Genomic DNA, 22,292 nt, shown 5'->3' with positions numbered 1-22,292 from the left:
TGGGCAATGTGCGGCTGGCAGGGAATCGGCGCGAGGCCGCGGGCGCGGCGTCAGGCCTGCAGGTCGACGGCGCGCGCCCTGACGCGGGGGTCGTCGCGCAGCGCGTGCTTGGCGATCTTGTGCGTGGGCGTGTGGGGCAGTTCGGGCAGCATCGCCACATAGCGCGGCACCTTGATGGCCGCCAGCCGCGCCTGGCACCAGGCGGCGATGTCGGCCTCGCTCAGGCGCGCGCCATCGCGCGGCGCCACCACGACCAGGATGTCGTCCTCGCCCAGTTCGGAAGGAACGGCCAATGCCGCCGCCTCGAATACTTGGGGATGCTCGTTGATGACCATTTCGAGTTCGGCCGCCGCGATGTTCTCGCCGCGGCGGCGGATGATGTCCTTCTTGCGCGACACATGAAAGAAATAGCCGTCCGCGTCGCGCCGCACGAGGTCGCCGGTCTTGAGCCAGCGGCCGCTGAAAGCCTGGCGCGTCTGCTCGGGATCGCGGAAATAGCCCTGCATGACGATCGGCGTGTCGACCCATAGCTCGCCGACCTGGTCCACGCCCACGTCGCGGCCAGCGTCGTCCACCACGCGGCATTGCGCCCACGGGCGCGACGGGTCGGGGTGGCTGGCCACCAGGCCCATGCTGCCCGGCTTGCCGGCTTCGCCGTAGGGGTTGCAGGTGACGCCCGGGATCTCGGTCATGCCGAAGCCGGCCAGCAGGTGCGGGATGCCGAATTCTTCGTGGAAGGTCCGCGCGAACTTGCGGCGCACGCCGTAGACAGCGCGCAGGCGATGATCCGGCCGGTATTCGCGCCGGTCGCGCGCGGCCAGGATGGTGCCGATGGCCTCGATGATATTGACCACGGTGGCGCCGCTGTCGGCCGCCTCGCGCCAGAACGCCGAGGCCGAGAAGCGCGGCACCAGCACCACGCTGGCGCCGGCGGCCAGCGCCCCGCCGATCGAATAGAAGAGCGCGTTCATGTGGAAGAACGGCAGGACGATCATGATGCGGTCGTCGGGCTGCAAGTGCACCCGCGCCACGTTCGCCTCGCCGGCGGCGATCAGGTTCCGCTGGCTGTGCATCACGCCTTTCGGGAAGCCGGTGGTGCCCGAAGTGAAGATGATGACGCATGTATCGGCGGGCGCGGCGGGGGGCGGCAGCGCGGTATCCGGGGCGCCGGCCATGGCGGCCTCCAGCGAGTCCGGATCCCGCGCGGCGCCGTCGAGCGCCAGCAGCCAGGGGCGCGCGGCGAAGCCGTCCAGGATGGGGGCGACCGCCGCCCGCAGGCGGGTCTCGGCGATGACTCCGTGCACGTCGGCGTGCTGCAGGGCATAGCGCAGTTCACGCGGACCGAAATCGGGATTGACCGGCACCATGACGGCCCCCAGCCTGGCCAGCGCGAACAGCGCCAGCAAGTGCGCCTTGTCGTTGCGGCCGACCACCGCCACGCGCATGCCATGACCGATTCCCCGCGCCGCCAGGGCGCGCGCCAGGCGCTCGTACCGGGCGCCGAATTCCGCCCAGGTCCAGCGCAGTTCGCCCTGGACCAGGAACAGTTCGGCAGCCCGCCTGGCCAGCCGGCTCTGGAAGGCGCCATGCAAGGTGCAGTCGTGGACGGGATAGGTGTTCAGGACTTCAAGCGGTGCTTTCATGCGAATACGACCGGCGAGCAGGGAACGCCGCCAGTTTAGCGTTGGAATACTATTGTGTACATAGGAACACAATGGAATAATGGCCGCCAGAGCCGAAGTCATGGCCTTGCTTCAACCGGCGCGCGATCCCGCCGCGCCATCGGAGGAGACATGAAACACGCATTCGCGGCGGCCTGCCTGGCCGTGCTGGCCTTGCAGGCGCAGCCCGCGCGGGCCGACGACTATCCGTCCCGGCCGGTGCGCATCGTGGTTCCCTTCGCGGCCGGCGGCGGCGGCGATTTCATCGCGCGCGCCTGGTCCGACAAGCTCGCGGCAACCCTGAAGCAGCCCGTCATCATCGAGAACCGCGGGGGCGGCAACACCGTGACCGGCACGGAGGCCGTGGCGCACGCGCCGCCCGACGGCTATACCTTGCTGCTGACCAGCCCCAGCTTCGCCACCAATCCGACCTTGTTGCCCGACTTGCCCTACCGCACGCCCGACGACTTCGCGCCGGTCGGCCAGGTCATCACGTATGCGATGGGATTGGCGGCGCGCTCGGCGCTCCCGGCCGACGACATCCCGGCCTTGATCGCGCTGGCCAGGAAGCATCCCGGCAAGATCACCATCGCCACGTCGGGCGAAGGTTCGGCCTCCCACCTTGCCGCGGCCCTGTTCAAGGCCGCCACGCAGGCGGACATCATGGAAGTGCCGTACCGGGGCGCGGGCCCCGCGCTGCTCGCGGTCGCCAGCGGGCAGGTGGATCTCGCCTTCACCGGCATGTCGCAGATTCGTCCCCACCTGGACAGCAAGCGCGTCAAGCTGCTGGCGACTTCAGGCCGCGAGCGGCTGCAGTCGGCGCCTGGCGTCAAGACGATCGCCGAACAGGGCGTGCCGGGTTTCGAGGCGGAAGTGTGGTGGGGGGTGTTCGCGCCCGCGGGCACGCCCGGGCCGGTCGTCGACAAGATCAACCAGGCGCTGCGCGCCAGCCTGGCGGACCCGGAGGTTGCCCGGCGGCTGCGAGTCATCGACGGCGAGGTGCGCGTGTCCTCGCCGGCACAGTTCGAACAGTTCGTGCGCGCCGAGATCGGGCGCTGGCATGCGCTGCTCAAGCCGGCCCGGTGAGCGCGCCGGCCGGGCGGGGCGCCGGCGCCCAGGCCCGCGGGCGTGGCCGGCCGGGTTGGGTATCATGGCCGCTCTTCAACCCGCTACGTCGACGGACCATGGCAAGACAAAAAACCCGGACCAGCGCCGATGCCGGCGGCCTCGGCAAGCCGGCATGCAAGCGCGGCGACCAGGTCTACCAGTACATCCGCGCCGCCATCCGCCGCGGCGAATGGGAGCCAGGCACCCGGCTGCGCGAGATCGAATTGGCCGAGCTGCTGGGCCTGAGCCGCACGCCGGTGCGCGAAGCCCTGAGCCGGCTGGAAAGCGAAGGGCTGGTTACCAACGACCTGGGCCGTGGGCTGATCGTGACGCAGCTGGACCACAACATGGTCAACGAGCTCTACTTCATGCGCGAAGTCATGGAAGGCACGGCTGCCCGGCTGGCGGCGCACCATGCGTCGGAGATCGAGATCGCCGCGATGCGCGATATCGTCGACCGCGATGCGCTGTTGATCGACAACCCCGAGCAGCTCGCCGAGAACAACCGGTTGTTCCACGAGATGCTGTACCGCTGCGCGCACAACCGCTATTTGCTGAAGACGCTGAGCCTGCTGCAGGAATCGATGGGCCTGCTCGGTCCGACCACCTTGCTGGATCCGCAGCGCGCGCACGATAGCGCGCGCGAACACCAGAACCTGATGGCCGCGCTCGAGCAGCGCGATCTCGACCTGGCCGAGCGCATCACCCGCGACCACATCCGGGGCGCCTACAAGGCGCGCCTGAGCCGGATGCTGCGCAGCATGTAGCGCGCCCCGCCGTCACGGGCGCGACGCGGGCGCGGCGCCGCGCATGAAGAACTCGACCACGCGGGCCAGTTCGTCGCCCAGCGGCAGGTCCGCGTCGCCCAGCCAGGCCATCAGCGCGCCCAGGTAAAGATAATGCAGGTAGTGCGCCAGCCGGGCGGGCGCCTGGCGCGGGTCCAGTTCGCCGCGTTCCTGTGCCTGCGCGATCAGGCCGGCATAGACGGGCACCATGTCGGACGCCCCGTCCTGGGGATGGCCGGCGCGCGCCTGCTGGAAACGATAGCGAATGTACGGCATCGCGTAATGGCGATGCGCTTCCCACCAGCCGGCCGATGCCGCCAGCAAGGTGGCTAGGCGTTCGGCCACGGAGTCGCGGGCCAGCACCGCCCGCATCAGCGGTTCCAGGTCGCGCGCCAGTTGTGCGTGCAGGCCATGCGCCAGCACGGCCTCCTTGACCGGGAAATGGTTGTACAAGGTGCCGCGCGCCACGTCGGCGGCGGCGGCGATCTGTTCCATGGTCACGGCGTCATAGCCATGCGCGTCGAATAGCGCGAAGGCGGCCGCGGCGATGTGGTCGCGGGTCTGCAGGCGCTTGCGCGTCCTGCGGCTGGCATCGGTGGCGAGATCCGGCAAGAGTCTGGTCCGTAAAGAGTGGGTGGCGGGTCAGGCCGGCTCGTGGCGCAGCAAGGCGTCGGCCGCATGGATGCCCGACCATACCGCCGTCGGCGCGCCGTAGCCCGGGAAGGTGCTCTGGCCGGCCAGGTACAGGCCGCGCAGTCCGGTCCGGTGCGGGAACAGCCGGTCGGGAGCGGTGCCGGGCGCGACGCCATACAGGGCGCCTTCGTACAGGTGGCGCTGCCGGGCGAAGTCGTTGGGGTCGAGCACGCGCGCGGTTTCGACCTGCAGGCCGGGCAGGCGGCGCCGCAACGCTTCCATGTGGAAGTCCACGGCCTGGCGGGTCATGGCCGGCGTCCATTCGGACGCATGGCCGATGCCCGAGACCGGGGCATAGAGCTCGATGATCGACTTGCCGGCCGGCGCCAGGTCCGGTTGTACCTGGGTGAGCACGGTGTAGGCCAGCCATTGCGGCACGTCCGGCTGGGCCTGGTGCAGCAGGCCCTGGTGCGCCATGTCCGGGACATGGTTGACCACAAACGACGACGGCATGGCGGCACCGGAGCATCCCAGCTGGATCGACACCGCCCGGTGCGACAGCGGCGCGCGCCGCGCCGCCCGGGCGACCCGGCTCGGCACGGCGGCGGCCGGTAGCAGCCGGCGCGCCAGCTCGAAGCCGGAGCAGGTCGCCAGGACCCGGTCCGCCGCCAGGCGTTCGCCGCCGGCCAGCACTACGCCGCGCACGGCGCCGCCGGCCGTTTCGATGCGCTCGACCTGCGCGCCCAGGCGCGGCGTGACGCCGGCCTGGCCGAGACGGCGCGCCAGCGCCGCGCTGACCGCCCCCATGCCGCCGCGCGGCAGGTGGAAGCCTTCTTCCAGCAAGGCGATCAGTCCGATGATCTGCGTGGCGGGCAGGCGGTCGGGCGGCAGGCCGGTGTACAGCAGCGTGGAGGCCACTGCCGCCTGCAAGCCGGTGTCCGGGAAGAAGCGCGCGATCAGGGCGGCGGCATGCCCGCCCATGCGCGGCAGGTAGCGTCCCAGGTGCCACAGCGCGCGCCATGGCGAAGGCTGGTGCGGCAGCACTTCGGTGGTGAGTATGCGGTAGACCGGTCCCCAGTGGCGCTGCAGCGCCGCCAGCCCGTCGCGCAGCATGGCCGTGCGCTCGGCGCCGCGCGGCCCGTCGACCCGCGATGTCCGGGCGTCGGCCAGGTGCACGACGGCACCGTCCTGCAGGTGGGTCTGGTGCGGACGCTGGATGGGCAGCAAAGTCAGTTCGCGCTCGAGCTCGAGCCCCAGGCGCTGAAATGCGGCGCCCAGCAACGACGGCGCCGCCATGTACACCGCGCCGGTATTGAAACGGAAGCCGTCGACCTCGACGCTGGCGCAGCAGCCGCCCGGCGCCCCGCCGGCTTCCAGCAGGGTTACCGGATGGCCCTCGCAGGCCAGGCGCAGGCTGGCGGCCAGCCCGGCCAGGCCGGCGCCGATGACAACGACAGGAGAAGGGGCAGGGGTCGGCATGGAGGCAGCCATATTTTTAGACAATGTAGAAAATTATACATTGTCTAAAAATATCCGGGCTGGCCCGCACTCCCCATGCCTGGCTGGCGGCTAGCCGCCGTCCTGCACCCACTGCCGCAGGTAGTCCAGGAATATCTGCCGCACCCGCGCCGTATTGCCGTCCGAGAAGGCGGCGCTGTGCGGCGAGATGATCACATTGTCGAGGTCCCAGAGCGGCGAGGCGGCGGGCAGGGGTTCGTGGTGGAACACGTCCAGGAACGCGCCGCCCAGCGTGCCCGTCTGCAGTGCGCGGACCAGCGCCGGCTCGTCCACCACGTGCCCGCGCGCCAGGTTGACCAGGCAGGCATGGCGCGGCAGGGCCGCCAGCACGGCGGCATTGACCAGGCCGCGTGTCGCGTCGGTGAGCGGGCAGGCCAGCACCAGCCATGACGCGCCGGGCAGAATGCCGCGCAGTTCGCCGTAGCGCACGGTCGGGATGCCGGCCCCGGCTGGCTCGCCGCCGTGGCGCGCCACCGAGATCTTCAGCCCCAGCGCTTGCAGCAGCAGTCCGATGCGCTGGCCGATGCCGCCCCAGCCGACGATGACAGCCCGTTGTCCTTCCAGGTCGCGTGGCAGTTGCTCGTCGAGCAGCGGTTCCCAGGCGTGCCGGCGCTGCGCCCGCATCAGGTGCGGGAAGTGGCGGGCCAGCGCCAGCACGCCGGCGACGGCGGTCTGGGCCACGACCGCATCGGAGGCGCCGTGCGAGGCGGTCACGCGCACCCCGCGCCGTTGCAACTCCTGATAGATGTCGCGGTCCAGGCCCGCCGAATGCACGTGCAGCCAGCGCAAGTGGCGCGCCGCCCGCAGCGCGCTGTAGAAGCGCTCGGTGTCGGGCAGGATTTCGAACTTGGTGGAGCGGCCGGTGATGTCGCGGGAGATGAATCCGATTTCAGCCCGCGCGGCATCCGGGTCGCCTGGGTGGCACAGCCGGATTTCCCGCCCGCCGGGCCGCAACCGCGGCGCCAGCGCGCGGGCTTCCAGCTCGGAACAAAGAATGCGCAGCGGCCCGGCGGCGCTCATTGCGGTTTGGCGCCGAGTTGCTGGACGATGGCTTTCCATTTCTCGTATTCAATATGGGTGAAGCGGTCGAACTGCTCGGGCGTGCCGCCCACCGCGATCGCACCTTCGCGCAGCATCTCGTCCTTGAGCTTGGGCAGGGCGTCGTTGACGCCCTTGTTGATGGCGGCGATGACCTCCGGCGGCGTGTCCTTGGGCGCGAAGTAGCCGAACCACGAGCCGGCGTCGAAGTCCTTGAACCCCGACTCGGCGACGGTGGGTACGTCGGGCAGCGAGGCCAGCCGCTTGTCGGTGCTGACCGCGATGGCGCGCAGCTTGCCGGCGCGGATCTGGCCCATGACGGACGGCGCCGTGGCAAACATGAAGTCCAGCCGGCCCGCCAGCAGGTCGTTGACGGCGTCGGCTCCCTTGTAGGGCACATGGGTCGCGTCGCGGGCGCCGAGCGCCTGCATCAGCATGAAGCTGGACAGGTGCGACGACGTGCCGACGCCGGTGGAACCATAGTTGAGGCTCTTCTTGGACTTGGCGTACTTGAGGAAGTCGTCGATGTTCTTGATCGGCAGCGAGGGCGGCACCACCAGCACGTTGGGCACAGTGGCGATCTGCACGATGGGCGCCAGGTCGGTCAAGGGATCGTAGTCCAGCTTGTGCAACGACGGGTTGACCGCGATGGGGCCGACCGAATCGACGATCAGCGTGTAGCCGTCCGGATCGGCGCGCACCACGTACTCGGTGCCGATATTGCCGCCGGCGCCGGGCCGGTTCTCGACCACGAAGGGCTGCGCCAGTTGCTGCGCCAAGTGTTCGCTGACGCTGCGCGTGAGCTTGTCGGTGGTGCCGCCGGCGGTGAACGCCACCACGACCTTGACCGGGCGTTCCGGGTACCCGGCCTGCGCCGGCAGGGCCGCGGCCAGGCCCAGGGCGCCGGCCGCGATGAGGGATTTCCAACTTGCCTTCATGTGACTCTCCTCGTCGTTATCGTTATTGCAGAAGGGAAAACGCGGCCCACGCCGGCACCGCGCGCGGCGTCGGCTGGCGGCCCGCAGGGAGGGAAGCGGCGGTTCTTTGAGAGGGAACCGGCCCTAGTCGCGGTAGCTGCTGTCGAGCCGGTCCAGTTTGCGCAGCAGCGCCGGCCATTCCATGACGCCGTAGGGGCGGCGCGTGCCGGGCTGGTAGTTGTTCCAGGTCTCTTCCAGGATGTGCCGCGGCACGGGCTGCAGCGGCTGCTGCGTGGCCTGGGCGGCCAGCTGCGAGCGGCAGGCCAGCTCCAGCCGGTGCATCCAGTTGAACGCTTCGCCCACGGTGCGTCCCACGGTCAGGGCGCCGTGGTTGCGCAAGATCAGCGCCTCGCCCTGGCCCAGGTCGTCGATCAGCGAGGCTTTTTCCTGGTTGTCCAGCACCACGCCCTGGTAGTCGTGATAGCCGATCTTCAGGAAGCGCATCGCCGTCTGCGTCAGGGGCAGCAGGCCGCAGGCCAGCGACGAAATGGCCATCGAGGCCCAGCTATGGGTATGGATGACGCAGTCGACGTCGTGGCGGGCTTCGTGCACCGCGCTGTGGATGACATAGCCGGCCTTGTTGATGCCGTAGTCAAGGGCGCCGAAGTCCGGCTTGGCCAGGATGTTGCCGGCCAGGTCGACCTTGATCAGGCAGGATGCCGTGATCTCTTCGTACATCATGCCGTAGGGATTGATGAGGAATGCGTTGTCTTCGCCCGGCACCCGCACGGAAATGTGGTTGGCCATCATGTCGGCCATGCCGTAGAGCTCTACCAGGCGATAACAGGCGGCCAGGTCGACGCGCGCCTGCCATTCCGCGTCGGAGCAGCGGTCGCGCATGGAAGGAATCCGCAAAACGCCATTGTCGGTCATGCCTCGCCCCTGAATTCGATGAGTTGTATGAGGCCTGCAGCCGGCCTCATCGGGAATCATCTACTGTAAGAGCGATCGCGGCGCGCCGGTTATCGGCATTCGTAAAGGGGGCTTCACGCTTCGTGAAGCACCCGGGGCTGCTGCAAGCTCCGCCCGATAGCGGTACGCTGTAGCGTCGCGCCCGCGCGAGCCGCTTCTTTCCATCACCCGACTAGGACTACCGCCATGAAATACCGCCGCCTCGGCGCCAGCAACCTGCGCGTTTCCCCGTTGTGCCTGGGTACCATGATGTTCGGCGAGCAGACGCCGTTCGACGAAGCCGAGCGCATCGTCGCGTCCGCGCGCGAGGCGGGCGTCAATTTCATCGACACCGCCGACGTATACAACCAGGGACGCTCGGAAGAGGTGGTCGGCAAGCTGCTGGCCGGCCAGCGCCACGACTGGATCCTGGCCACCAAGATCGGCAATGCCGTCGCCAAGGCGCCCAACCGTTCGCACTATTCGCGCCAATGGATCATGCAGGGCGTGGACACCAGCCTGGCCCGGCTGGCCACGGACTACATCGACATCCTGTACCTGCATCGCGATTTTCATGAAGAAAACCTCGAAGAGCCGGTGCGCGCCATGGGCGACCTGATCCGCGCCGGCAAGCTGCGCAGCTTCGGCCTGTCGAACTTCCGCGGCTGGCGCATCGCCGAAGTGATCCGCCTGTGCCGCGAGCTGGGCGTGCCCCAGCCCGTGGTGTGCCAGCCGTACTACAACATGCTCAACCGCGGGCCGGAGGTCGAGATCCTGCCCGCGTGCGCGCATTACGGCCTGGGCGTGGTGCCCTATAGCCCGATTGCCCGCGGCGTGCTCACCGGCAAGTATGCGCCGGGCCAGCCGCCCGCGGCCGATACCCGCGCCGGACGCGGCGACAAGCGCATCCTGGACACCGAGTTTCGCGAGGAATCGCTGCGCATCGCCGCCGAACTTGCCGCCTACGCCGAAGGGCGCGGCATCCGGCCCGGCCACTTCGCCACCGCGTGGGTGCTGGCCAACCCGCTGGTAAGCGCGGTGATCGCCGGGCCGCGCACGCTGGCGCAGATGCAGGACTACTACGCCGCGCTGGACGTGCAGATCACGCCCGAGGAAGAAACCATGGTGAACGCCTGGGTAACGCCGGGCCACGCCTCCACGCCCGGCTACAACGATCCCAATTACCCGTTCCATGGCCGGCCGGTGACGGCGGCGTAAGCCCCGCGGCCCGCTGCCCGCGCGCACCGATGTTCCGGCCCCTATAGTTGGGGCGGTTGCGCCGGGCGCCGACAGCGCGCATCATGACAGGACCGGGCCTGCCGGGTTCGCGCCCGCGCCGGCAGGGCGGCCAGCCGGCGCCGCGCACGCGCCGCCGGCGGCCTGCGGCGGGGCCGCAGCGCCGCCGGTGGCTTGAAATCCGCCGACTTGCCGCCAGATACCAGCCATGGCCAAGAGGGCAAGTTCATGAGATCGCGCGATTTTTCATCCTGGATCTGGGGCGACGCGCTGTCGCTGCTGGAACACGCCGAGCGCCTGCATCGCCAGTTGCTGCGGGCCGGCCCGGCCGACGCGCCTCACTGGGAACCGCCGGTCGACGTCATCGAGACCGCCACCGCCGTCATGGTCTACGTGGCGCTGCCGGGCGTGCCGTCCGACGCGCTGGTGGTGGCGTTCGACCCGGGCGGCATCACGGTGTCGGGCGTGCGCCCGATGCCCGTGGCGGCCAATGCCCGCATCCACCGTTTCGAAATTCCCTACGGCCGTTTTCGCCGGCGCATCGCGCTGCCGCTGCACGCGCTCGAGCCGGAATCGTCCACGCTGGCCGACGGCTGCCTGGTCTTGACCCTGACTAAACTGAGGGAGGCCCCATGACCGACACGCGCACCTTGCCCGAAGACGCGCGCATCATCATTCCGCTGCGCGACGCGGTGCTGTTCCCCGGCGTGCTGTCGCCCGTGACGGTGCGGCGCGAATCGTCCGTCGCGGCGGCGCAGGACGCCGTCAAGAACGAGCGTCCGGTGGGCTTCCTGCTGCAGCGCGACCCTACCAAGAACACGGTCGGGCCCGACGACCTGTACTGGGTCGGCACCGAAGGCCCGATCGCCCGCTACATCACCGGGCAGGAGGGCGCGCATCACCTGCTGGTGCAGGGCCAATCGCGCTTTCGCGTGCTGGAGTTCCTGACCGGCTGGCCGTACATGGTGGCGCGCGTGGCTGAAGTGCCGGCCGCCGAGGCCCAGGACAGCCAGACCGAGGCCCGCTTCCTGCAGCTCAAGGAACAGGCCATCGATGCCATCACCCTGTTGCCCAATGTGCCCGACGAACTGATCGGCGTGGTGCGCGGCATCGAATCGCCCGGCTTGCTGGCCGACATGGTCACGCACATGATCGACATCAAGCCCGAGCAGAAGCAGGACATCCTGGAAACCTTCGACCTGGCGCGGCGCCTGGACAAGGCCATCGAGCTGCTGGCCGGCCGCGTGGAAGTGCTGCGGCTGTCCAAGGAAATCGGCGACCGCACCCGCGCCCAGTTCGACGAGCGCCAGCGCGAGACCGTGCTGCGCGAGCAATTGCGCCAGATCCAGAAAGAACTGGGCGAGATCGACGACAGCGCGGCTGAGGTGGCCCGCCTGAAGGACGCCATCGAGGCGGCCGGCATGCCCGACGAGGTGTTGTGCCACGCCCGCAAGGAACTGGGCCGCCTGCAGCGCATGGGCGAGGGCAGCGGTGAATCGGCCATGCTGCGCACCTATCTGGAATGGCTGACCGAACTGCCCTGGAAGCAGGAGCCCCAGCCGCCTATCGACCTGGCCGAAGCGCGCAAGGTGCTGGACGAAGACCACTTCGGGCTGGACAAGATCAAGCGGCGCATCCTGGAGTACCTGGCGGTGCGCAAGCTGAACCCGCAGGGCCGCAGCCCGATCCTGTGCTTTGCCGGTCCGCCCGGGGTGGGCAAGACCTCGCTGGGCCAGTCGATCGCGCGCGCCACGGGCCGGGCGTTCCAGCGCGTGGCGCTGGGCGGCGTGCACGACGAGGCCGAGATCCGCGGCCACCGGCGCACCTACCTGGGCGCGCTGCCGGGCAATATCATCCAGGCCATGCGGCGCGCCGGCACCAGCAATGCGGTGCTGATGCTCGACGAGATCGACAAGCTCGGCGCCGGCGGCTTCCACGGCGACCCCGGCAGCGCGCTGCTCGAGGTGCTGGACCCGGAGCAGAACAGCAAGTTCCGCGACAACTACCTGGGCGTGGATTTCGACCTGTCGCGCGTGATGTTCATCTGCACGGCCAACATGCTGGATACCATTCCGGGGCCGCTGCGCGACCGCATGGAGATCATCCAGCTGCCGGGCTATACCGAAGAGGAAAAGATCCAGATCGCGCGCCGCTACCTGGTGCGGCGCCAGCTCGAGGCCAACGGCCTGAGCGCCGAGCAGGCGGAACTGACCGATGCCGCGCTGTCGTCCATCGTGGCCGACTACACCCGCGAGGCCGGCGTGCGGCAGCTCGAGCGCGAAATCGGCGCGGCGCTGCGCCATGCCGCCATGCAAGTGGCCGAAGGCAAGGCGGCCCACGTGGCCATCGATGCGCCGGACCTGCCGCCCATCCTGGGGGCGCGGCGCTTCGAGAACGAGGTCGCGCTGCGCACCAGCGTGCCGGGCGTGGCCACTGGCCTGGCGTGGACGCCCGTGGGCGGCGACATCCTGTTCATCGAGGCCAGCAAGACGCCGGGCAGCGGGCGCCTGATCCTGACCGGGCAATTGGGCGACGTCATGAAGGAATCGGCCCAGACCGCATTGACGCTGGCCAAGATCTGGAGCGGCGATTCGCTGGAAAAGACCGACGTGCATATCCACGTGCCGGCCGGCGCCACGCCCAAGGACGGCCCCAGCGCCGGCGTCGCCATGTTCCTGGCGCTGGCCTCGCTGCTGTCGGGGCGCCCGGTGCGTTCCGACGTGGCCATGACAGGCGAGGTGAGCCTGCGCGGCCTGGTGCTGCCGATCGGCGGCGTCAAGGAAAAGACGCTGGCGGCCTTGCGCGCCGGCATCACCACGGTGATGATCCCCCGCCGCAACGGGAAGGACCTCGACGACGTGCCCGCCGAGGCGCGCCGCAAGCTGAAGTTCGTGCTGCTGGAGCGCACCGAGGATGCGATCCGGTGCGCGATCGACGGCGAGGAGGCGCCGCTGGCCGCCACCGAGCCCGCCGTGCAGGCCTGAGCCGCGGGCGAGCGGCCGGGCGCCGGCGGCGGGCGCCGCCGGTGTCTTGCCGGACGGCCGGCGGCGGGCTTACTTCGGAATGACGCCGCAGGCGATGCGGCCGCCGCCGCCGCCCAGCGGCTTGGGATGGTCGCTGTGATTGTCGCCGCCGGCGTGCACCATCAGGCCGCGCCCTTGCACCTCGGCCAGTTTGAGACGCGGCGCCAGCACCGGGGTGGTGGCCGTGCCGTCGGCATTCACGTAGAGCGCGGGCAGGTCGCCGCGATGCGCGCCGTCGTCCCAGGGAGCGCCATGGCTCTTGGTGCCGTCGGGATCGTAGTGCCCGCCGGCTGCGCCGGCAGGCACCATCTTGCCGTCCTGCTGCTTGGCGTCGCAATTGCCGTTCTCGTGCACGTGAAAGCCGTGCACGCCGGGCGGCAGGCCTTTCAGGTTGGGGGTCAGCACCAGCCCGTACTTGCTTTCAGACAGGCTCACCGTGCCGGCGTCGGCGCCGGGGCCCTTGTCGGTGGCCAACTGCACGGGCACGCTGACGTCGGCCTGGGCGATGCCCGCCAGGCTCAGCGCGCCGGCCAGCAAGGTGATCTTGAGATGACGCTTCATGGCTACCTCCTTGGAAGAAAACCAGCGCGGCCGCGCACGGCCGCCGTTCTCGCGAACGCAACACCATACAGGGTACACAGCCTGGCCGGCGAACGCCAGGGCCCGTCCGCCATGAAACGCGCCGCGCATGCGCAGGCCCTAGATCATCGACTTGCCGCTCGCCCTGGCGGCGCGCAAGTCGCGCCACAGGGCTGCCACCAGGATGGCGAGAATGGCGGCGGAGATCGCCGGCCAGATCAGTACATAAAGCGTCAACCACATATCAGTCTCCGTTGCATGAATCGTCTGGGGTTCAAGTGCGTGCCGGCTGGGCCGGCGTGGCCGTCGCGGCCGCCCGCAAGGCTGCCTGTTCGCGATGGAACGAGGTGACGCGGTCGGCCAGCAGGCTGAAATCGAAACGTTCGCGGTTGCGCAGGCTCAGCGCGACGCACACCACCGTGCTGACGCCATAGGCGGTCAGCGAGCCCATCAGCACGATGTGCTCGCGCAGCGTGCCGGCGAACGCGAACATCATGACCGCCGCCGCGACCACGCCCACCACCAGCGCGGCCGGACGCCCGAAAAAGCCGAAGGTCATCAGGCCCAGCACGACGCCGCCGCCGATGGCCGCGCAGATCTCGAAGAACACGGCGACCGCGCCCTGGATGGGCACCAGTTCGAAGCGCACGATGGTGAACAGCGCCACGGCCGACAGCACCGACCAGACGAAGGCGCGGTTGTCGACCCGGTCCCAGTAGAAGCTGGCGATGACCGGGAAGACGATGGCGCCCCACAGCGCGCCGACGAACACCAGCATGACCAGGATGTCGAGCCGCAGGCTGGCGAAGATCACGCCTATCATGGTGGCGATGATCATGGTGGCGCGGCCCCACCACAGCATACGGCGCGGATCGGGCCGCCCGGCCGCGACGTTTTTCGCGTAGACGTCGGTCATGACGATGGCCGACAGCGCGGCCAGGTCGGAGTCGGCCGTCGACGACAGCGAGCCGATGACGAGGATGAAGAACAGCGCGATCCCGATGGGCGGCAGGTAGGTCGAGGCCATCTGGGGGATGATGTTGTTCATGTCGCCGTTGGCCGGCTCCAGGCCGGTGAACAGCGCCAGCAGGCCCAGCATGCCCAGCCCGATCACCACGGCGCCGTAGCCGATGGTGGCGGTCAGGAAGGTCGGCTTGATCAGGTCCTCGCGCACCGCGAAGAGGCGCTGCGCGATGGTCTGGTTGCCGATGGCGTAGGCCAGCACGGCGACGAAGTACGGCGCGCCCTGTTCGAGAATGGCCTTGGTGGAATAGAAGTCGGCCTGCTCGGCGTTCAGGCGCCACATGTTCGCGTCCAGCAGGTCAGGTCCGCCGGCATTGACGAACACCAGCGGGATGATCACCACAGCGGCCAGGATCATCGCCACCAGTTGGGCGAAGTCCGTCATCACCGAGGCGCGGAAGCCCGACCAGAGTGTGTACGACAGCACGCCCAGGCCAGCGATCAGCACGCCCTGGATGAACGTCAGGGGGCTCAGGATGGAGACCAGCGCGCCGGCCGCGGTGAAGTTCACCATCAGGCTGATGCAACTGCCGACGATATTCGACACCGCCATGATCATCTGGCTGGATGCGCCGTGGCGGGCGTGGATGACTTCCGCCAGCGTATGGGCCTGCGGGGCGAGCTTGCGGAACCGCTTGCCGAAAGGGTAGATGAACAGGATCATCAGGGCGCCCCAGAAACCGTAATGGATCGGTCCCGACAGTCCGTACTTGAAGCCGGAGGTCGCGCTGGCATAGAAAGAGGCGGCCCAGATCCAGGTGGCGATCATGCTGGCCGCCGACAGGCCGAATCCCACGGCGCTGTTGGCCACCATGTAGCCGTCGACGTTCTCGTTCTTCTCGCTGATCAACAGCGACATCAGAAAGGTGGCGCCGTAGAAACCGACCAGCAGCAGAATGGCGGTCGTCCCCGAGAGCTGAAAAAAGTCTGCCTCTTGCATCTTGGTAATCCTTGCTCCTTCGCAGCGCGACGCGCGTGGCATCGTGCATGCCCCCAATGCCGTTTCCGCGGTATGCGATGGGCGGCAACTTATCCCATGGCGCACCGAAACACCCGTCGATCGAAGAAACGCGCGATCGCAAGCCTGCGCGGGCCAGGCCGGGATCTTCCGGGCGCCTGGCCGAGCAGCGTCGAGACACAGCACAAAGGTGCCGCGTTGCCACAACGGGTTGGAGTCAGGTCGTAACGGCCCGCCGTGGTTTGGCGATGAACCGGCCTGGTGAGCCGGCTATGTTGTTCCGCGGCCAAAGCGGCCGGGTGTAGGTGTTTCGGCAAGATGCCGGGTCGCTGTGCGCAACCTTGTGACAGGCGGCCGGATCGGCTGTGTGGGCCGTTGACCGCCTGGTAAAGATGTCGAAGTATAGAGACATGGACACATCGTGTCCAGCCGCGCGGCGCATCAGCGCGCTTCTGCCGCCTCGCGCCGCCGCGGCTTGCACAGCCATTCCCGGCCTTTGAGCATGGCGCGCCAATAGATGGCAGGCAGGGCCTCGGATTTGAGATGCCAGGCCAGCCGCGACGGGCGACGGCCATCGATGAGCCAGCGCGGGAAGGTCGGCAGCAGCTTGCCGCCGTAGCCGAACTCGGCCAGCACGATCTTGCCGCGTTCGACAGTGAGCGGGCAGGAACCGTAGCCGTCGTAAGCGGCGGGCAGCGCCTTGCCCTCCAGCGCGGCAATGACGTTCTCGGCCGCCACCGGCGCTTGCTTGCGCGCGGCCGCCGCAGTCTTCGCGTTGGATGCGCTGATCGCGTCGCCCAGGGCGAACACGTTCTCGTAGCGCACATGCCGCAGCGAATACGGGTCGACCTCGATCCAGCCGCTGGCCGCCGCCAACGGGCTGGCGCGCACGCAGTCGGGCGCCACCTGGGGCGGGCAGACATGCAGCAGGTCGAATTCGCGCTGTTCCTCATGGCGCGCGCCGTCCGCGCCGGCGCGCTCGAAGGTGGCGACGCGCGCAGCGCCGTCGACCGCCACCAGGCGCGAGCCGAACTCGAGGTGCGCGCCGTACTTGCGGACGTACGCCATCAGGGCCGGCACATAGGCGTCGACGCCGAACAACGCCGCGCCCGCGTTGTGGAACTCGATGCGGATGTCGCCCAGGCAGCCCGCGCGCAGCCAGTGGTCGGCCGACAGGTACATGGCCTTCTGCGGCGCGCCGGCGCATTTGATGGGCATGGGCGGTTGCGTGAACAGCGCGCGGCCGCGGCGCAATCCGCTGACCAGCTGCCACGTGTAGGGCGCCAGGCCTGGCTGATAGTTCGACGTGACGCCGTTGCGGCCGAGCGTGTCGCGCAGGCCCGCGACGGCATTCCAGTCCAGCTTCAATCCCGGCGCCGCCACCAGGGTCCGGTAGTGGACGGCCGCGCCGTTGCCCAGCACGACACGGTTGTCGTCCGGCTCGAATGCCGCGGCCGCGGCGCGTTCCCAGGTCACGCAGTCCGGCACCAGGCTGGCCATCGGCCGTACAGTGCGGTGCTGCGCGAACACGCCGGCGCCGACCAGCGTCCAGCCGGGCTGGTAGCAGTGTTCCGTCGCGGGTTCGATCAGGCAGATGCGCAGCGCGGGACGGCGCCGCAGCAGGCTGGCGATGGCCGCCAGGCCGGCCGAGCCGCCGCCGACCACGGCCACGTCGTAGACTGGCGGCGCCAGGCCGTTGGCAGGTCTGTGCATGGTCTCTCCTTGGGTCTTGTCAATGCATCCGGCCGTGCGCGTCACAGCGCATTCAGTGGAATCTTCAGGTAGCGGATGCCGTTGTCCTCGGGCTCGGGCCAGTGGCCGCCGCGCATGTTCACCTGGATCGACGGCAGGATCAGGCGCGGCATGGCCAGGGTGGCATCGCGCGCCTGGCGCATGGCGACGAACTCGGCCTCGCCGATGCCCTCGCGCACGTGGATGTTGCCGTTGCGCTGGGCCGCGACGCTGGTTTCCCAGGCATAGTGGTCGCGTCCCGGCGCCTTGTAGTCGTGGCACAGGAACATGCGCGTGTTGCCGGGCAGGCGCAGCAGGCGCCGGATGGACCGGTACAGCGTGGCCGCGTCGCCGCCCGGGAAGTCGCAGCGCGCCGTGCCGTAGTCGGGCATGAACAGCGTGTCGCCCGCGAAGACCGCATCGCCGATGACGTATGCGATGCAAGCCGGCGTATGGCCGGGCACCTGCAGGACCGCCGCATCGAGCGAGCCGATGCGGAACCGGTCGCCGTCGGCGAACAGCCGGTCGAACTGGCTGCCGTCGCGCGCGTACTGCGTGCCCGCGTTGAAAAGCTTGCCGAAAGTATGCTGCACGACGGTGATTCGCTCGCCGATCGCGAGCTGGCCGCCCAGCCGTTCCTGCAGCCACGGCGCGGCGGAAAAATGGTCGGCGTGGGCGTGCGTTTCCAGCACCCACTGCACTTGCAGGTCCTGGTCGCGGATGAACCGGAGCAGGGCGTCGGCGCTGGCGTGCCGCGTGCGGCCGCTGGCCGGGTCGAAATCCAGGACGCTATCGATGATCGCGCAGGCGCTGCTGCCGGGATCGCGCACGATGTGGCTGACCGTGTTGGTGGCGGGATCGAAGAACGAGGCGACATCGGGCCGCAGCGCGGCGCCCCGGCTCGCATCCCGTACCATGTCGATGGCCTGGGCGAGCGCCGCGTCAGCGTGGGATTCGGACATGAGGACTCCTGTCTGATCGATAATAAACTAAAATAATTAGTTTATTTCCAATAGAAATATAGCAGCTTGGCGGGCGCATCCCGCGACCGCGCCGGCGTTGTCGATGCTTCCTGGATCAATACGACATGACACCCGACACGATATCCGACAGCAACCTGAAAATCCTGCTTCATGCGCCTACCGCCGCCGCGCTGGAGCGCGCGCGCAGCAACGCCGCCAATGTGCGGCGCGAGGCGCCGCGGGCCGAGGTGCGCATCCTGCTCAATGCCGCCGCCGTGGCGGCCGCGCTGGACGCGCCGGCCCACGAACTGGACGAGGCGACCTGGCTGTGTCCGAACACGCTGCGCAAGATCGACCGCGAGGGCCGGGCGCCGCTCAATGTGCTGCCGGGTTCTTCGATCCTGGAAATGGCGCGCCTGCAGCGCGCGGGCTGGCTGTATATCCGCGCCTAGCGCCGGTTCGCTCCGGCGGGCCGCGGCGTCACGCTTGCCGGTGGCAGACGGCCTCGATGTTGTAGCCGTCCGGGTCGTACACGAAGGCGCCGTAGTAGTGTTCGTGGTATTGCGGGCGCAGGCCGGGCGCGCCGTTGTCGCGCCCGCCGGCCGCCAGGGCGGCCCGGTGGAAGGCCTGCACCTGCTCGACGCTTTGCGCGCGGAACGCGATGTGGATGCGCGGTGTCGACGGCTCGCCCTGCATCAGCCAGAAATCGCCGCCCGGATCGCCGCCGTCGCGCGGATTGCCGGCCCCGAAGCCGGCCGCGCCGGGATGTTCCTTGCGGATGGCGTAGCCCAGGGGGGCCAGGGCGGTCAGGTAGAACTTCTTGCTGGTCTCGAAATCCGAGACGGTGATGCCGGTGTGGTCGAGCATGGGAGGGTCTCCTCGGGCTTGGGGTTGCGGCCGGCCGCGGCAAGCATCGTGCCCGGCCGTGCCGGCACATAGCTGATATGCGGTGTCCGGCATATCCCGCGCGGCCCATGCTGGCTACCATACGCCAAGTCCTCACGGGAGTCCCCATGAAACTGCATTGGTCGCCGCGCTCGCCTTTCGTGCGCAAAGTCATGATCGTCCTGTACGAAGCCGACATGGCGGAAGCCGTGGAGTTGGTGCGCACGCCTGTCGCGATGGACAAGCCCAACCTGGACCTGCTGCCCGACAATCCCCTGATCAAGCTGCCGACCCTGGTCCTCGACGACGGCACGTCCGTGTACGACTCGCGGGTGATCTGCGCCTACCTCGATACGCTGGGCGGTTGCGGCTTGCTGCCGGCCGAGCCGCGCGCGCGCCTGCTGGCCGAGCGGCGCCAGGCGCTTGGCGACGGCTTGCTTGATGTGCTGCTGCTTTACCGCCAGGAGCGCGCCAAGCCGCCGCAGCGGCAGACGGAGGCTTGGCTGGACGCTTTTTCCCTGAAGGTCGAGGCGGTGCTGGCGGCACTGGAGGCCGAGGCGCACGAACTGCAGGCGGGCCCCTTCGACCTCGGCCATATCGCCATCGGCTGCGCGCTGTCGTACCTGGATTACCGCTTTCCTGATATTGCCTGGCGCGACGGGCATCCCAAGCTCGCGGTCTGGCATGAGCGATTCGCGCAGCGGCCTTCCGTGCTGCGCAGCGCGCCCACTGAAACCCCTTGAACGAGCCTCGTCCATGAGCCGAATTCCCTTGCCCAGCCCGGACGCGATGAGCGCCGACCAAAAACGCGTCTACGAGCAGATCGTCTCCGGGCCGCGTGGCCGGCTGGTCGGCCCGCTGCGCGCGGCGCTGCACAATCCGGACCTGGCCGAGCGCTGGCAGGCGCTCGGGGCCCTGCTGCGCTATGGCACGAGCCTGCCGCCGCGCGTCAGCGAGTTGGCCATCCTGGTCACGGCGCGGCGCTGGAACAGCCAGATCGAATGGCATATTCATGCGCAAGCGGCGGCCGCCGCCGGCGTGCCGTCCGCCGTGATCGAGGCGATCCGCACCCGGCGCGAGCCGGTCTTCGAACAAGCCGGCGACGCGATCGCCTATGAGTTCAGCCGTCAATTGCAGGAAACCGGCCAGGTCGACCAAGAGCTGTACGGGCGCGCGCTGGCAGCCTGGCATGTGGTGGGCGTCGTGGAGCTGACTGCCGTGGTGGGCTACTACACCATGGTATCGATGACCCTGAACGCGCACGAAATTCCGATGCCGGACAATGCGCCCGCGCCCCTGGATACGCCGCTGCGGGACGGCCGCGCCGCGCTGAGCCGATTGCCGGCGGCGCCTGGGCGGGAGCGCTGACGATGCCTGTCGATGCCGCCAAGCCGTACGTTCCGGCCAGCACCGAGGCCCCGCGCATGCCGGGACGCCCGTGTCACCGGTTGCCGCCGCTGGCCTGCGACGCTCACTGTCACGTGTTCGGCCCGTATGACCGCTTTCCACTGCAGCATCCTTCGTCGTATGCCGCGCCCGACGCGCCGGTCGGACGCTACCTGCACATGCTCGATACGCTAGGCGCGCAACGCGGCGTGCTGGTCCAGCCCGCGCCCTATGGCACCGAGGCCGCGGCGCTGCTGGATGCACTGGCCGCAGGCGGGGAACGCCTGCGCGGCATCGCCGTGGCCGATCCGGATATCAGTGACGCGCAACTGCAGAATCTGTATGACGGCGGCGTGCGTGGGCTGCGCTTCGTCGAGGCGCGCGATCCGGCCGGCCGCCTGTTCCCGGGCAGCGTCGGCTTTGACCAAGTGGCTGCGCTGGCGCCGCGCATGCGCCAGTTCGGCTTGCATGCGCAGCTATGGGCGCCATCCGAGGCTTATCTGCGGCACCTGCCCGCGCTCGCCAGGCTGCAGGTGCCCCTGGTGATCGATCACCTGGGCAGTCTGGCGTCGGCGCGCGGCCCCGGCGATGCGGCGTTCGCACTGCTGCGCGGGCTGCTGGCCGACGGCCTGGTGTGGATCAAGCTGACCGTGTGCCGCGTCGGCGGCGCGCCGGGCTACGAGGATGCCCGGCGACTGCACGATGCCTTCGTGGCCGCGAATGCGGACCAGGTATTGTGGGGGTCGGATTGGCCGTTCGTGCGGATGGGGCAGGCTGCGCCTTATGCCGACGCGCTGGCCGACCTCGAGCACGAATGGCTGGGCGACGACACGCTGCGGCGCAAAGTATGGGTGGACAACCCGGCGCGGCTCTACGGATTCCGCTGACCGCGCCCGCTATTCCGTCGCTTTTTCCAGGCGCGTCCGCCACACGCCTTCGTCGCCCATTTCGCGCACCAGGTCTTCGATCTGCGCGGCCACTTCCATGACCGTGCGGCCCGGCCCCTTGGTGCGCGACAGGGCCATCGAGATGATGCGGCCCATCGATGGGTCGCGCAGCAGGGCGACGCTCAGCCGGCCTTCCTGCACTTCCTGCCAGACGGCGTGCAGCGGCAGCACGGTGTACATCCGTTCCTGGGCGACGATGGATTTCATCAATGGCAGGGAATCCGCCTCGATGAGCGGCGCGATGGTGATCTTGCGCGCGCGCGCCAGGCCGTCGAGGGCATTGCGCACGCCATTGGGTGCGCCCGGCAGGATGAAGGGCAGGCCGTCCAGTTCGGCGAACGGGATATCGTCGGCCCGCGTGCGGGGATCGTCGGCGGCGCCGACCAGGTAGGAGTCCACGTAAGCCAGCGCCTGTTCGCCAGGAGGGCATTTTTCACCGTAGCGATACAGGATGGCGATGTCGACCCGGTTGTCGGTGAGCCATTCCTCGATCTGTCCGCTCGAACCCTCCAGGATCTTCAGGTGCACCTTGGGAAAGGCCTTGCGCAGGCGGGAGAACAGCCGGCGGATGAGCGGATGCGCGGTGGACGGCAGCAGCCCGAGCGTCACTTCGCCGGCGGGCTCGCGGGCCTGGCCGTTGAGCTCGAGCTCCAGACGCTCGGCATCGCCCAGCAGCGTGCGCACCAGCGGGAACAGGCGCGTTCCCACTTCCGACAACTGCACGCCGCGGCCGGTGCGGTTGAACAAGCGGGCATTGCATTCGCGTTCCAGCGCATTGATGCGCCGGCTCAGCACCGACTGGTCCTGGTCCAGGTACAAGGCGGCGCGAGTGATGCTGCCCAGTTCGGCGATGGCCAGGAAGGCGCGCCACTTGTGCAGATCAGCGGTAATGTCCAGGCTCAGGCCTGTGGCTTTGGCGGAAGGCATGGCAGGAGGTCGTGAAGAAGCGCAG

General features: G+C 69.0%; 22 protein-coding genes. 9 read left to right on the top strand and 13 right to left on the bottom strand.

Features of this window, described 5'->3' with window-relative positions:
• Window positions 1–50 precede the first annotated feature (50 nt).
• Window positions 51–1,643 (bottom strand): AMP-binding protein, encoded by a 1,593-nt coding sequence (locus ACKTT0_RS02885; RefSeq protein ID WP_407847945.1) that lies wholly within the window; start codon window positions 1,641–1,643, stop codon window positions 51–53.
• Between the two features lie 150 nt (window positions 1,644–1,793).
• On the opposite strand from ACKTT0_RS02885, the gene ACKTT0_RS02880 reads away from it, so the two are divergent.
• Both ACKTT0_RS02880 and ACKTT0_RS02875 read left to right on the top strand, forming a co-directional pair.
• A complete protein-coding gene (locus ACKTT0_RS02880) occupies window positions 1,794–2,747 on the top strand; it encodes a Bug family tripartite tricarboxylate transporter substrate binding protein (RefSeq protein ID WP_407847943.1) in 954 nt (317 codons plus the stop codon).
• Between the two features lie 98 nt (window positions 2,748–2,845).
• The gene (locus ACKTT0_RS02875; RefSeq protein ID WP_407847942.1) at window positions 2,846–3,535 is read left to right on the top strand and encodes a GntR family transcriptional regulator; all 690 of its coding nucleotides are present in this window, start codon (window positions 2,846–2,848) and stop codon (window positions 3,533–3,535) included.
• Between the two features lie 12 nt (window positions 3,536–3,547).
• Here ACKTT0_RS02875 and ACKTT0_RS02870 read toward each other — a convergent pair whose 3' ends face one another.
• From ACKTT0_RS02870 to ACKTT0_RS02850, 5 genes are all read right to left on the bottom strand, one after another.
• Window positions 3,548–4,165: a TetR/AcrR family transcriptional regulator gene (locus ACKTT0_RS02870; RefSeq protein ID WP_407847940.1), complete on the bottom strand. Its 618-nt coding sequence runs from the start codon at window positions 4,163–4,165 to the stop codon at window positions 3,548–3,550.
• Between the two features lie 30 nt (window positions 4,166–4,195).
• Window positions 4,196–5,665, bottom strand: coding sequence for a phytoene desaturase family protein (locus ACKTT0_RS02865; RefSeq protein WP_407847938.1), 1,470 nt, complete (start codon window positions 5,663–5,665; stop codon window positions 4,196–4,198).
• A 90-nt stretch (window positions 5,666–5,755) separates the two neighbouring features.
• On the bottom strand, window positions 5,756–6,724 hold the full coding sequence (locus tag ACKTT0_RS02860; RefSeq protein ID WP_407847937.1) for a D-2-hydroxyacid dehydrogenase: 969 nt from the start codon (window positions 6,722–6,724) through the stop codon (window positions 5,756–5,758).
• A complete protein-coding gene (locus tag ACKTT0_RS02855) occupies window positions 6,721–7,680 on the bottom strand; it encodes a Bug family tripartite tricarboxylate transporter substrate binding protein (protein ID WP_407847935.1) in 960 nt (319 codons plus the stop codon). Before ACKTT0_RS02855 ends, ACKTT0_RS02860 begins: the two co-directional genes overlap by 4 nt.
• 123 nt (window positions 7,681–7,803) lie before the next feature.
• On the bottom strand, window positions 7,804–8,592 hold the full coding sequence (locus ACKTT0_RS02850) for a class II aldolase/adducin family protein (RefSeq protein ID WP_407847934.1): 789 nt from the start codon (window positions 8,590–8,592) through the stop codon (window positions 7,804–7,806).
• A gap of 225 nt (window positions 8,593–8,817) precedes the next feature.
• Here ACKTT0_RS02850 and ACKTT0_RS02845 point away from each other — a divergent pair, with 225 nt between their 5' ends.
• From ACKTT0_RS02845 to lon, 3 genes are all read left to right on the top strand, one after another.
• Window positions 8,818–9,828: an aldo/keto reductase gene (locus tag ACKTT0_RS02845; protein ID WP_407847932.1), complete on the top strand. Its 1,011-nt coding sequence runs from the start codon at window positions 8,818–8,820 to the stop codon at window positions 9,826–9,828.
• Between the two features lie 246 nt (window positions 9,829–10,074).
• Entirely contained in the window at window positions 10,075–10,482 is a 408-nt protein-coding gene (locus ACKTT0_RS02840) for an Hsp20/alpha crystallin family protein (protein WP_028352453.1), read from the top strand.
• Entirely contained in the window at window positions 10,479–12,830 is a 2,352-nt protein-coding gene (gene lon, locus ACKTT0_RS02835) for an endopeptidase La (protein ID WP_407847930.1), read from the top strand. Before ACKTT0_RS02840 ends, lon begins: the two co-directional genes overlap by 4 nt.
• A gap of 69 nt (window positions 12,831–12,899) precedes the next feature.
• On the opposite strand, the gene sodC is transcribed toward lon, so the two are convergent.
• The 5 genes from sodC to ACKTT0_RS02810 form a co-directional block, all read right to left on the bottom strand.
• Window positions 12,900–13,430, bottom strand: coding sequence for a superoxide dismutase [Cu-Zn] SodC (gene sodC, locus ACKTT0_RS02830; RefSeq protein WP_407847928.1), 531 nt, complete (start codon window positions 13,428–13,430; stop codon window positions 12,900–12,902).
• 138 nt (window positions 13,431–13,568) lie between these two features.
• On the bottom strand, window positions 13,569–13,691 hold the full coding sequence (locus tag ACKTT0_RS02825; protein WP_407847927.1) for a putative transporter small subunit: 123 nt from the start codon (window positions 13,689–13,691) through the stop codon (window positions 13,569–13,571).
• Window positions 13,692–13,722: 31 nt separating this feature from the next.
• Window positions 13,723–15,411 (bottom strand): sodium:solute symporter family protein, encoded by a 1,689-nt coding sequence (locus tag ACKTT0_RS02820; protein ID WP_407847925.1) that lies wholly within the window; start codon window positions 15,409–15,411, stop codon window positions 13,723–13,725.
• Between the two features lie 459 nt (window positions 15,412–15,870).
• Window positions 15,871–17,142 carry an NAD(P)/FAD-dependent oxidoreductase gene (locus tag ACKTT0_RS02815; protein ID WP_407847924.1) on the bottom strand — a complete coding sequence of 424 codons (1,272 nt, stop codon included), beginning with the start codon at window positions 17,140–17,142 and terminating at the stop codon, window positions 15,871–15,873.
• 41 nt (window positions 17,143–17,183) lie between these two features.
• Window positions 17,184–18,077, bottom strand: a complete 894-nt coding sequence (locus ACKTT0_RS02810; protein WP_407852373.1) for an MBL fold metallo-hydrolase — start codon at window positions 18,075–18,077, stop codon at window positions 17,184–17,186.
• Between the two features lie 170 nt (window positions 18,078–18,247).
• Between ACKTT0_RS02810 and ACKTT0_RS02805 the strand changes: the two genes are divergently transcribed.
• On the top strand, window positions 18,248–18,574 hold the full coding sequence (locus tag ACKTT0_RS02805; RefSeq protein WP_407847923.1) for a hypothetical protein: 327 nt from the start codon (window positions 18,248–18,250) through the stop codon (window positions 18,572–18,574).
• 28 nt (window positions 18,575–18,602) lie between these two features.
• On the opposite strand, the gene ACKTT0_RS02800 is transcribed toward ACKTT0_RS02805, so the two are convergent.
• Window positions 18,603–18,989: a VOC family protein gene (locus tag ACKTT0_RS02800; protein ID WP_407847921.1), complete on the bottom strand. Its 387-nt coding sequence runs from the start codon at window positions 18,987–18,989 to the stop codon at window positions 18,603–18,605.
• A 146-nt stretch (window positions 18,990–19,135) separates the two neighbouring features.
• On the opposite strand from ACKTT0_RS02800, the gene ACKTT0_RS02795 reads away from it, so the two are divergent.
• From ACKTT0_RS02795 to ACKTT0_RS02785, 3 genes are read left to right on the top strand one after another with little or no spacing between them, the layout of a single operon-like run.
• Window positions 19,136–19,750 carry a glutathione S-transferase family protein gene (locus ACKTT0_RS02795; protein ID WP_407847920.1) on the top strand — a complete coding sequence of 205 codons (615 nt, stop codon included), beginning with the start codon at window positions 19,136–19,138 and terminating at the stop codon, window positions 19,748–19,750.
• A 13-nt stretch (window positions 19,751–19,763) separates the two neighbouring features.
• Window positions 19,764–20,375 (top strand): carboxymuconolactone decarboxylase family protein, encoded by a 612-nt coding sequence (locus ACKTT0_RS02790; RefSeq protein WP_407847918.1) that lies wholly within the window; start codon window positions 19,764–19,766, stop codon window positions 20,373–20,375.
• Window positions 20,376–20,377: 2 nt separating this feature from the next.
• The gene (locus tag ACKTT0_RS02785) at window positions 20,378–21,280 is read left to right on the top strand and encodes an amidohydrolase family protein (protein ID WP_407847917.1); all 903 of its coding nucleotides are present in this window, start codon (window positions 20,378–20,380) and stop codon (window positions 21,278–21,280) included.
• 9 nt (window positions 21,281–21,289) lie between these two features.
• Here ACKTT0_RS02785 and ACKTT0_RS02780 read toward each other — a convergent pair whose 3' ends face one another.
• Window positions 21,290–22,267 (bottom strand): LysR family transcriptional regulator, encoded by a 978-nt coding sequence (locus tag ACKTT0_RS02780; RefSeq protein WP_407847916.1) that lies wholly within the window; start codon window positions 22,265–22,267, stop codon window positions 21,290–21,292.
• Window positions 22,268–22,292 lie beyond the last annotated feature (25 nt).

This window comes from Bordetella saccharivorans, assembly GCF_045862855.1.
GTDB classification, from domain to species: domain Bacteria; phylum Pseudomonadota; class Gammaproteobacteria; order Burkholderiales; family Burkholderiaceae_B; genus Bordetella_A; species Bordetella_A petrii_F.
This window is presented reverse-complemented; position numbering and strand designations above follow the sequence as displayed.

Excerpts from the sequence above, each read along its gene's own strand:
- ACKTT0_RS02885 (WP_407847945.1), bottom strand. The coding sequence starts at position 1,643 with ATGAAAGCACCGCTTGAAGTCCTGAACACCTATCCCGTCCACGACTGC.
- ACKTT0_RS02880 (WP_407847943.1), top strand. The coding sequence starts at position 1,794 with ATGAAACACGCATTCGCGGCGGCCTGCCTGGCCGTGCTGGCCTTGCAG.
- ACKTT0_RS02875 (WP_407847942.1), top strand. The coding sequence starts at position 2,846 with ATGGCAAGACAAAAAACCCGGACCAGCGCCGATGCCGGCGGCCTCGGC.
- ACKTT0_RS02865 (WP_407847938.1), bottom strand. The coding sequence starts at position 5,665 with ATGCCGACCCCTGCCCCTTCTCCTGTCGTTGTCATCGGCGCCGGCCTG.
- ACKTT0_RS02860 (WP_407847937.1), bottom strand. The coding sequence starts at position 6,724 with ATGAGCGCCGCCGGGCCGCTGCGCATTCTTTGTTCCGAGCTGGAAGCC.
- ACKTT0_RS02855 (WP_407847935.1), bottom strand. The coding sequence starts at position 7,680 with ATGAAGGCAAGTTGGAAATCCCTCATCGCGGCCGGCGCCCTGGGCCTG.
- ACKTT0_RS02850 (WP_407847934.1), bottom strand. The coding sequence starts at position 8,592 with ATGACCGACAATGGCGTTTTGCGGATTCCTTCCATGCGCGACCGCTGC.
- ACKTT0_RS02845 (WP_407847932.1), top strand. The coding sequence starts at position 8,818 with ATGAAATACCGCCGCCTCGGCGCCAGCAACCTGCGCGTTTCCCCGTTG.
- ACKTT0_RS02840 (WP_028352453.1), top strand. The coding sequence starts at position 10,075 with ATGAGATCGCGCGATTTTTCATCCTGGATCTGGGGCGACGCGCTGTCG.
- lon (WP_407847930.1), top strand. The coding sequence starts at position 10,479 with ATGACCGACACGCGCACCTTGCCCGAAGACGCGCGCATCATCATTCCG.
- sodC (WP_407847928.1), bottom strand. The coding sequence starts at position 13,430 with ATGAAGCGTCATCTCAAGATCACCTTGCTGGCCGGCGCGCTGAGCCTG.
- ACKTT0_RS02825 (WP_407847927.1), bottom strand. The coding sequence starts at position 13,691 with ATGTGGTTGACGCTTTATGTACTGATCTGGCCGGCGATCTCCGCCGCC.
- ACKTT0_RS02820 (WP_407847925.1), bottom strand. The coding sequence starts at position 15,411 with ATGCAAGAGGCAGACTTTTTTCAGCTCTCGGGGACGACCGCCATTCTG.
- ACKTT0_RS02815 (WP_407847924.1), bottom strand. The coding sequence starts at position 17,142 with ATGCACAGACCTGCCAACGGCCTGGCGCCGCCAGTCTACGACGTGGCC.
- ACKTT0_RS02810 (WP_407852373.1), bottom strand. The coding sequence starts at position 18,077 with ATGGTACGGGATGCGAGCCGGGGCGCCGCGCTGCGGCCCGATGTCGCC.
- ACKTT0_RS02805 (WP_407847923.1), top strand. The coding sequence starts at position 18,248 with ATGACACCCGACACGATATCCGACAGCAACCTGAAAATCCTGCTTCAT.
- ACKTT0_RS02800 (WP_407847921.1), bottom strand. The coding sequence starts at position 18,989 with ATGCTCGACCACACCGGCATCACCGTCTCGGATTTCGAGACCAGCAAG.
- ACKTT0_RS02795 (WP_407847920.1), top strand. The coding sequence starts at position 19,136 with ATGAAACTGCATTGGTCGCCGCGCTCGCCTTTCGTGCGCAAAGTCATG.
- ACKTT0_RS02790 (WP_407847918.1), top strand. The coding sequence starts at position 19,764 with ATGAGCCGAATTCCCTTGCCCAGCCCGGACGCGATGAGCGCCGACCAA.
- ACKTT0_RS02785 (WP_407847917.1), top strand. The coding sequence starts at position 20,378 with ATGCCTGTCGATGCCGCCAAGCCGTACGTTCCGGCCAGCACCGAGGCC.
- ACKTT0_RS02780 (WP_407847916.1), bottom strand. The coding sequence starts at position 22,267 with ATGCCTTCCGCCAAAGCCACAGGCCTGAGCCTGGACATTACCGCTGAT.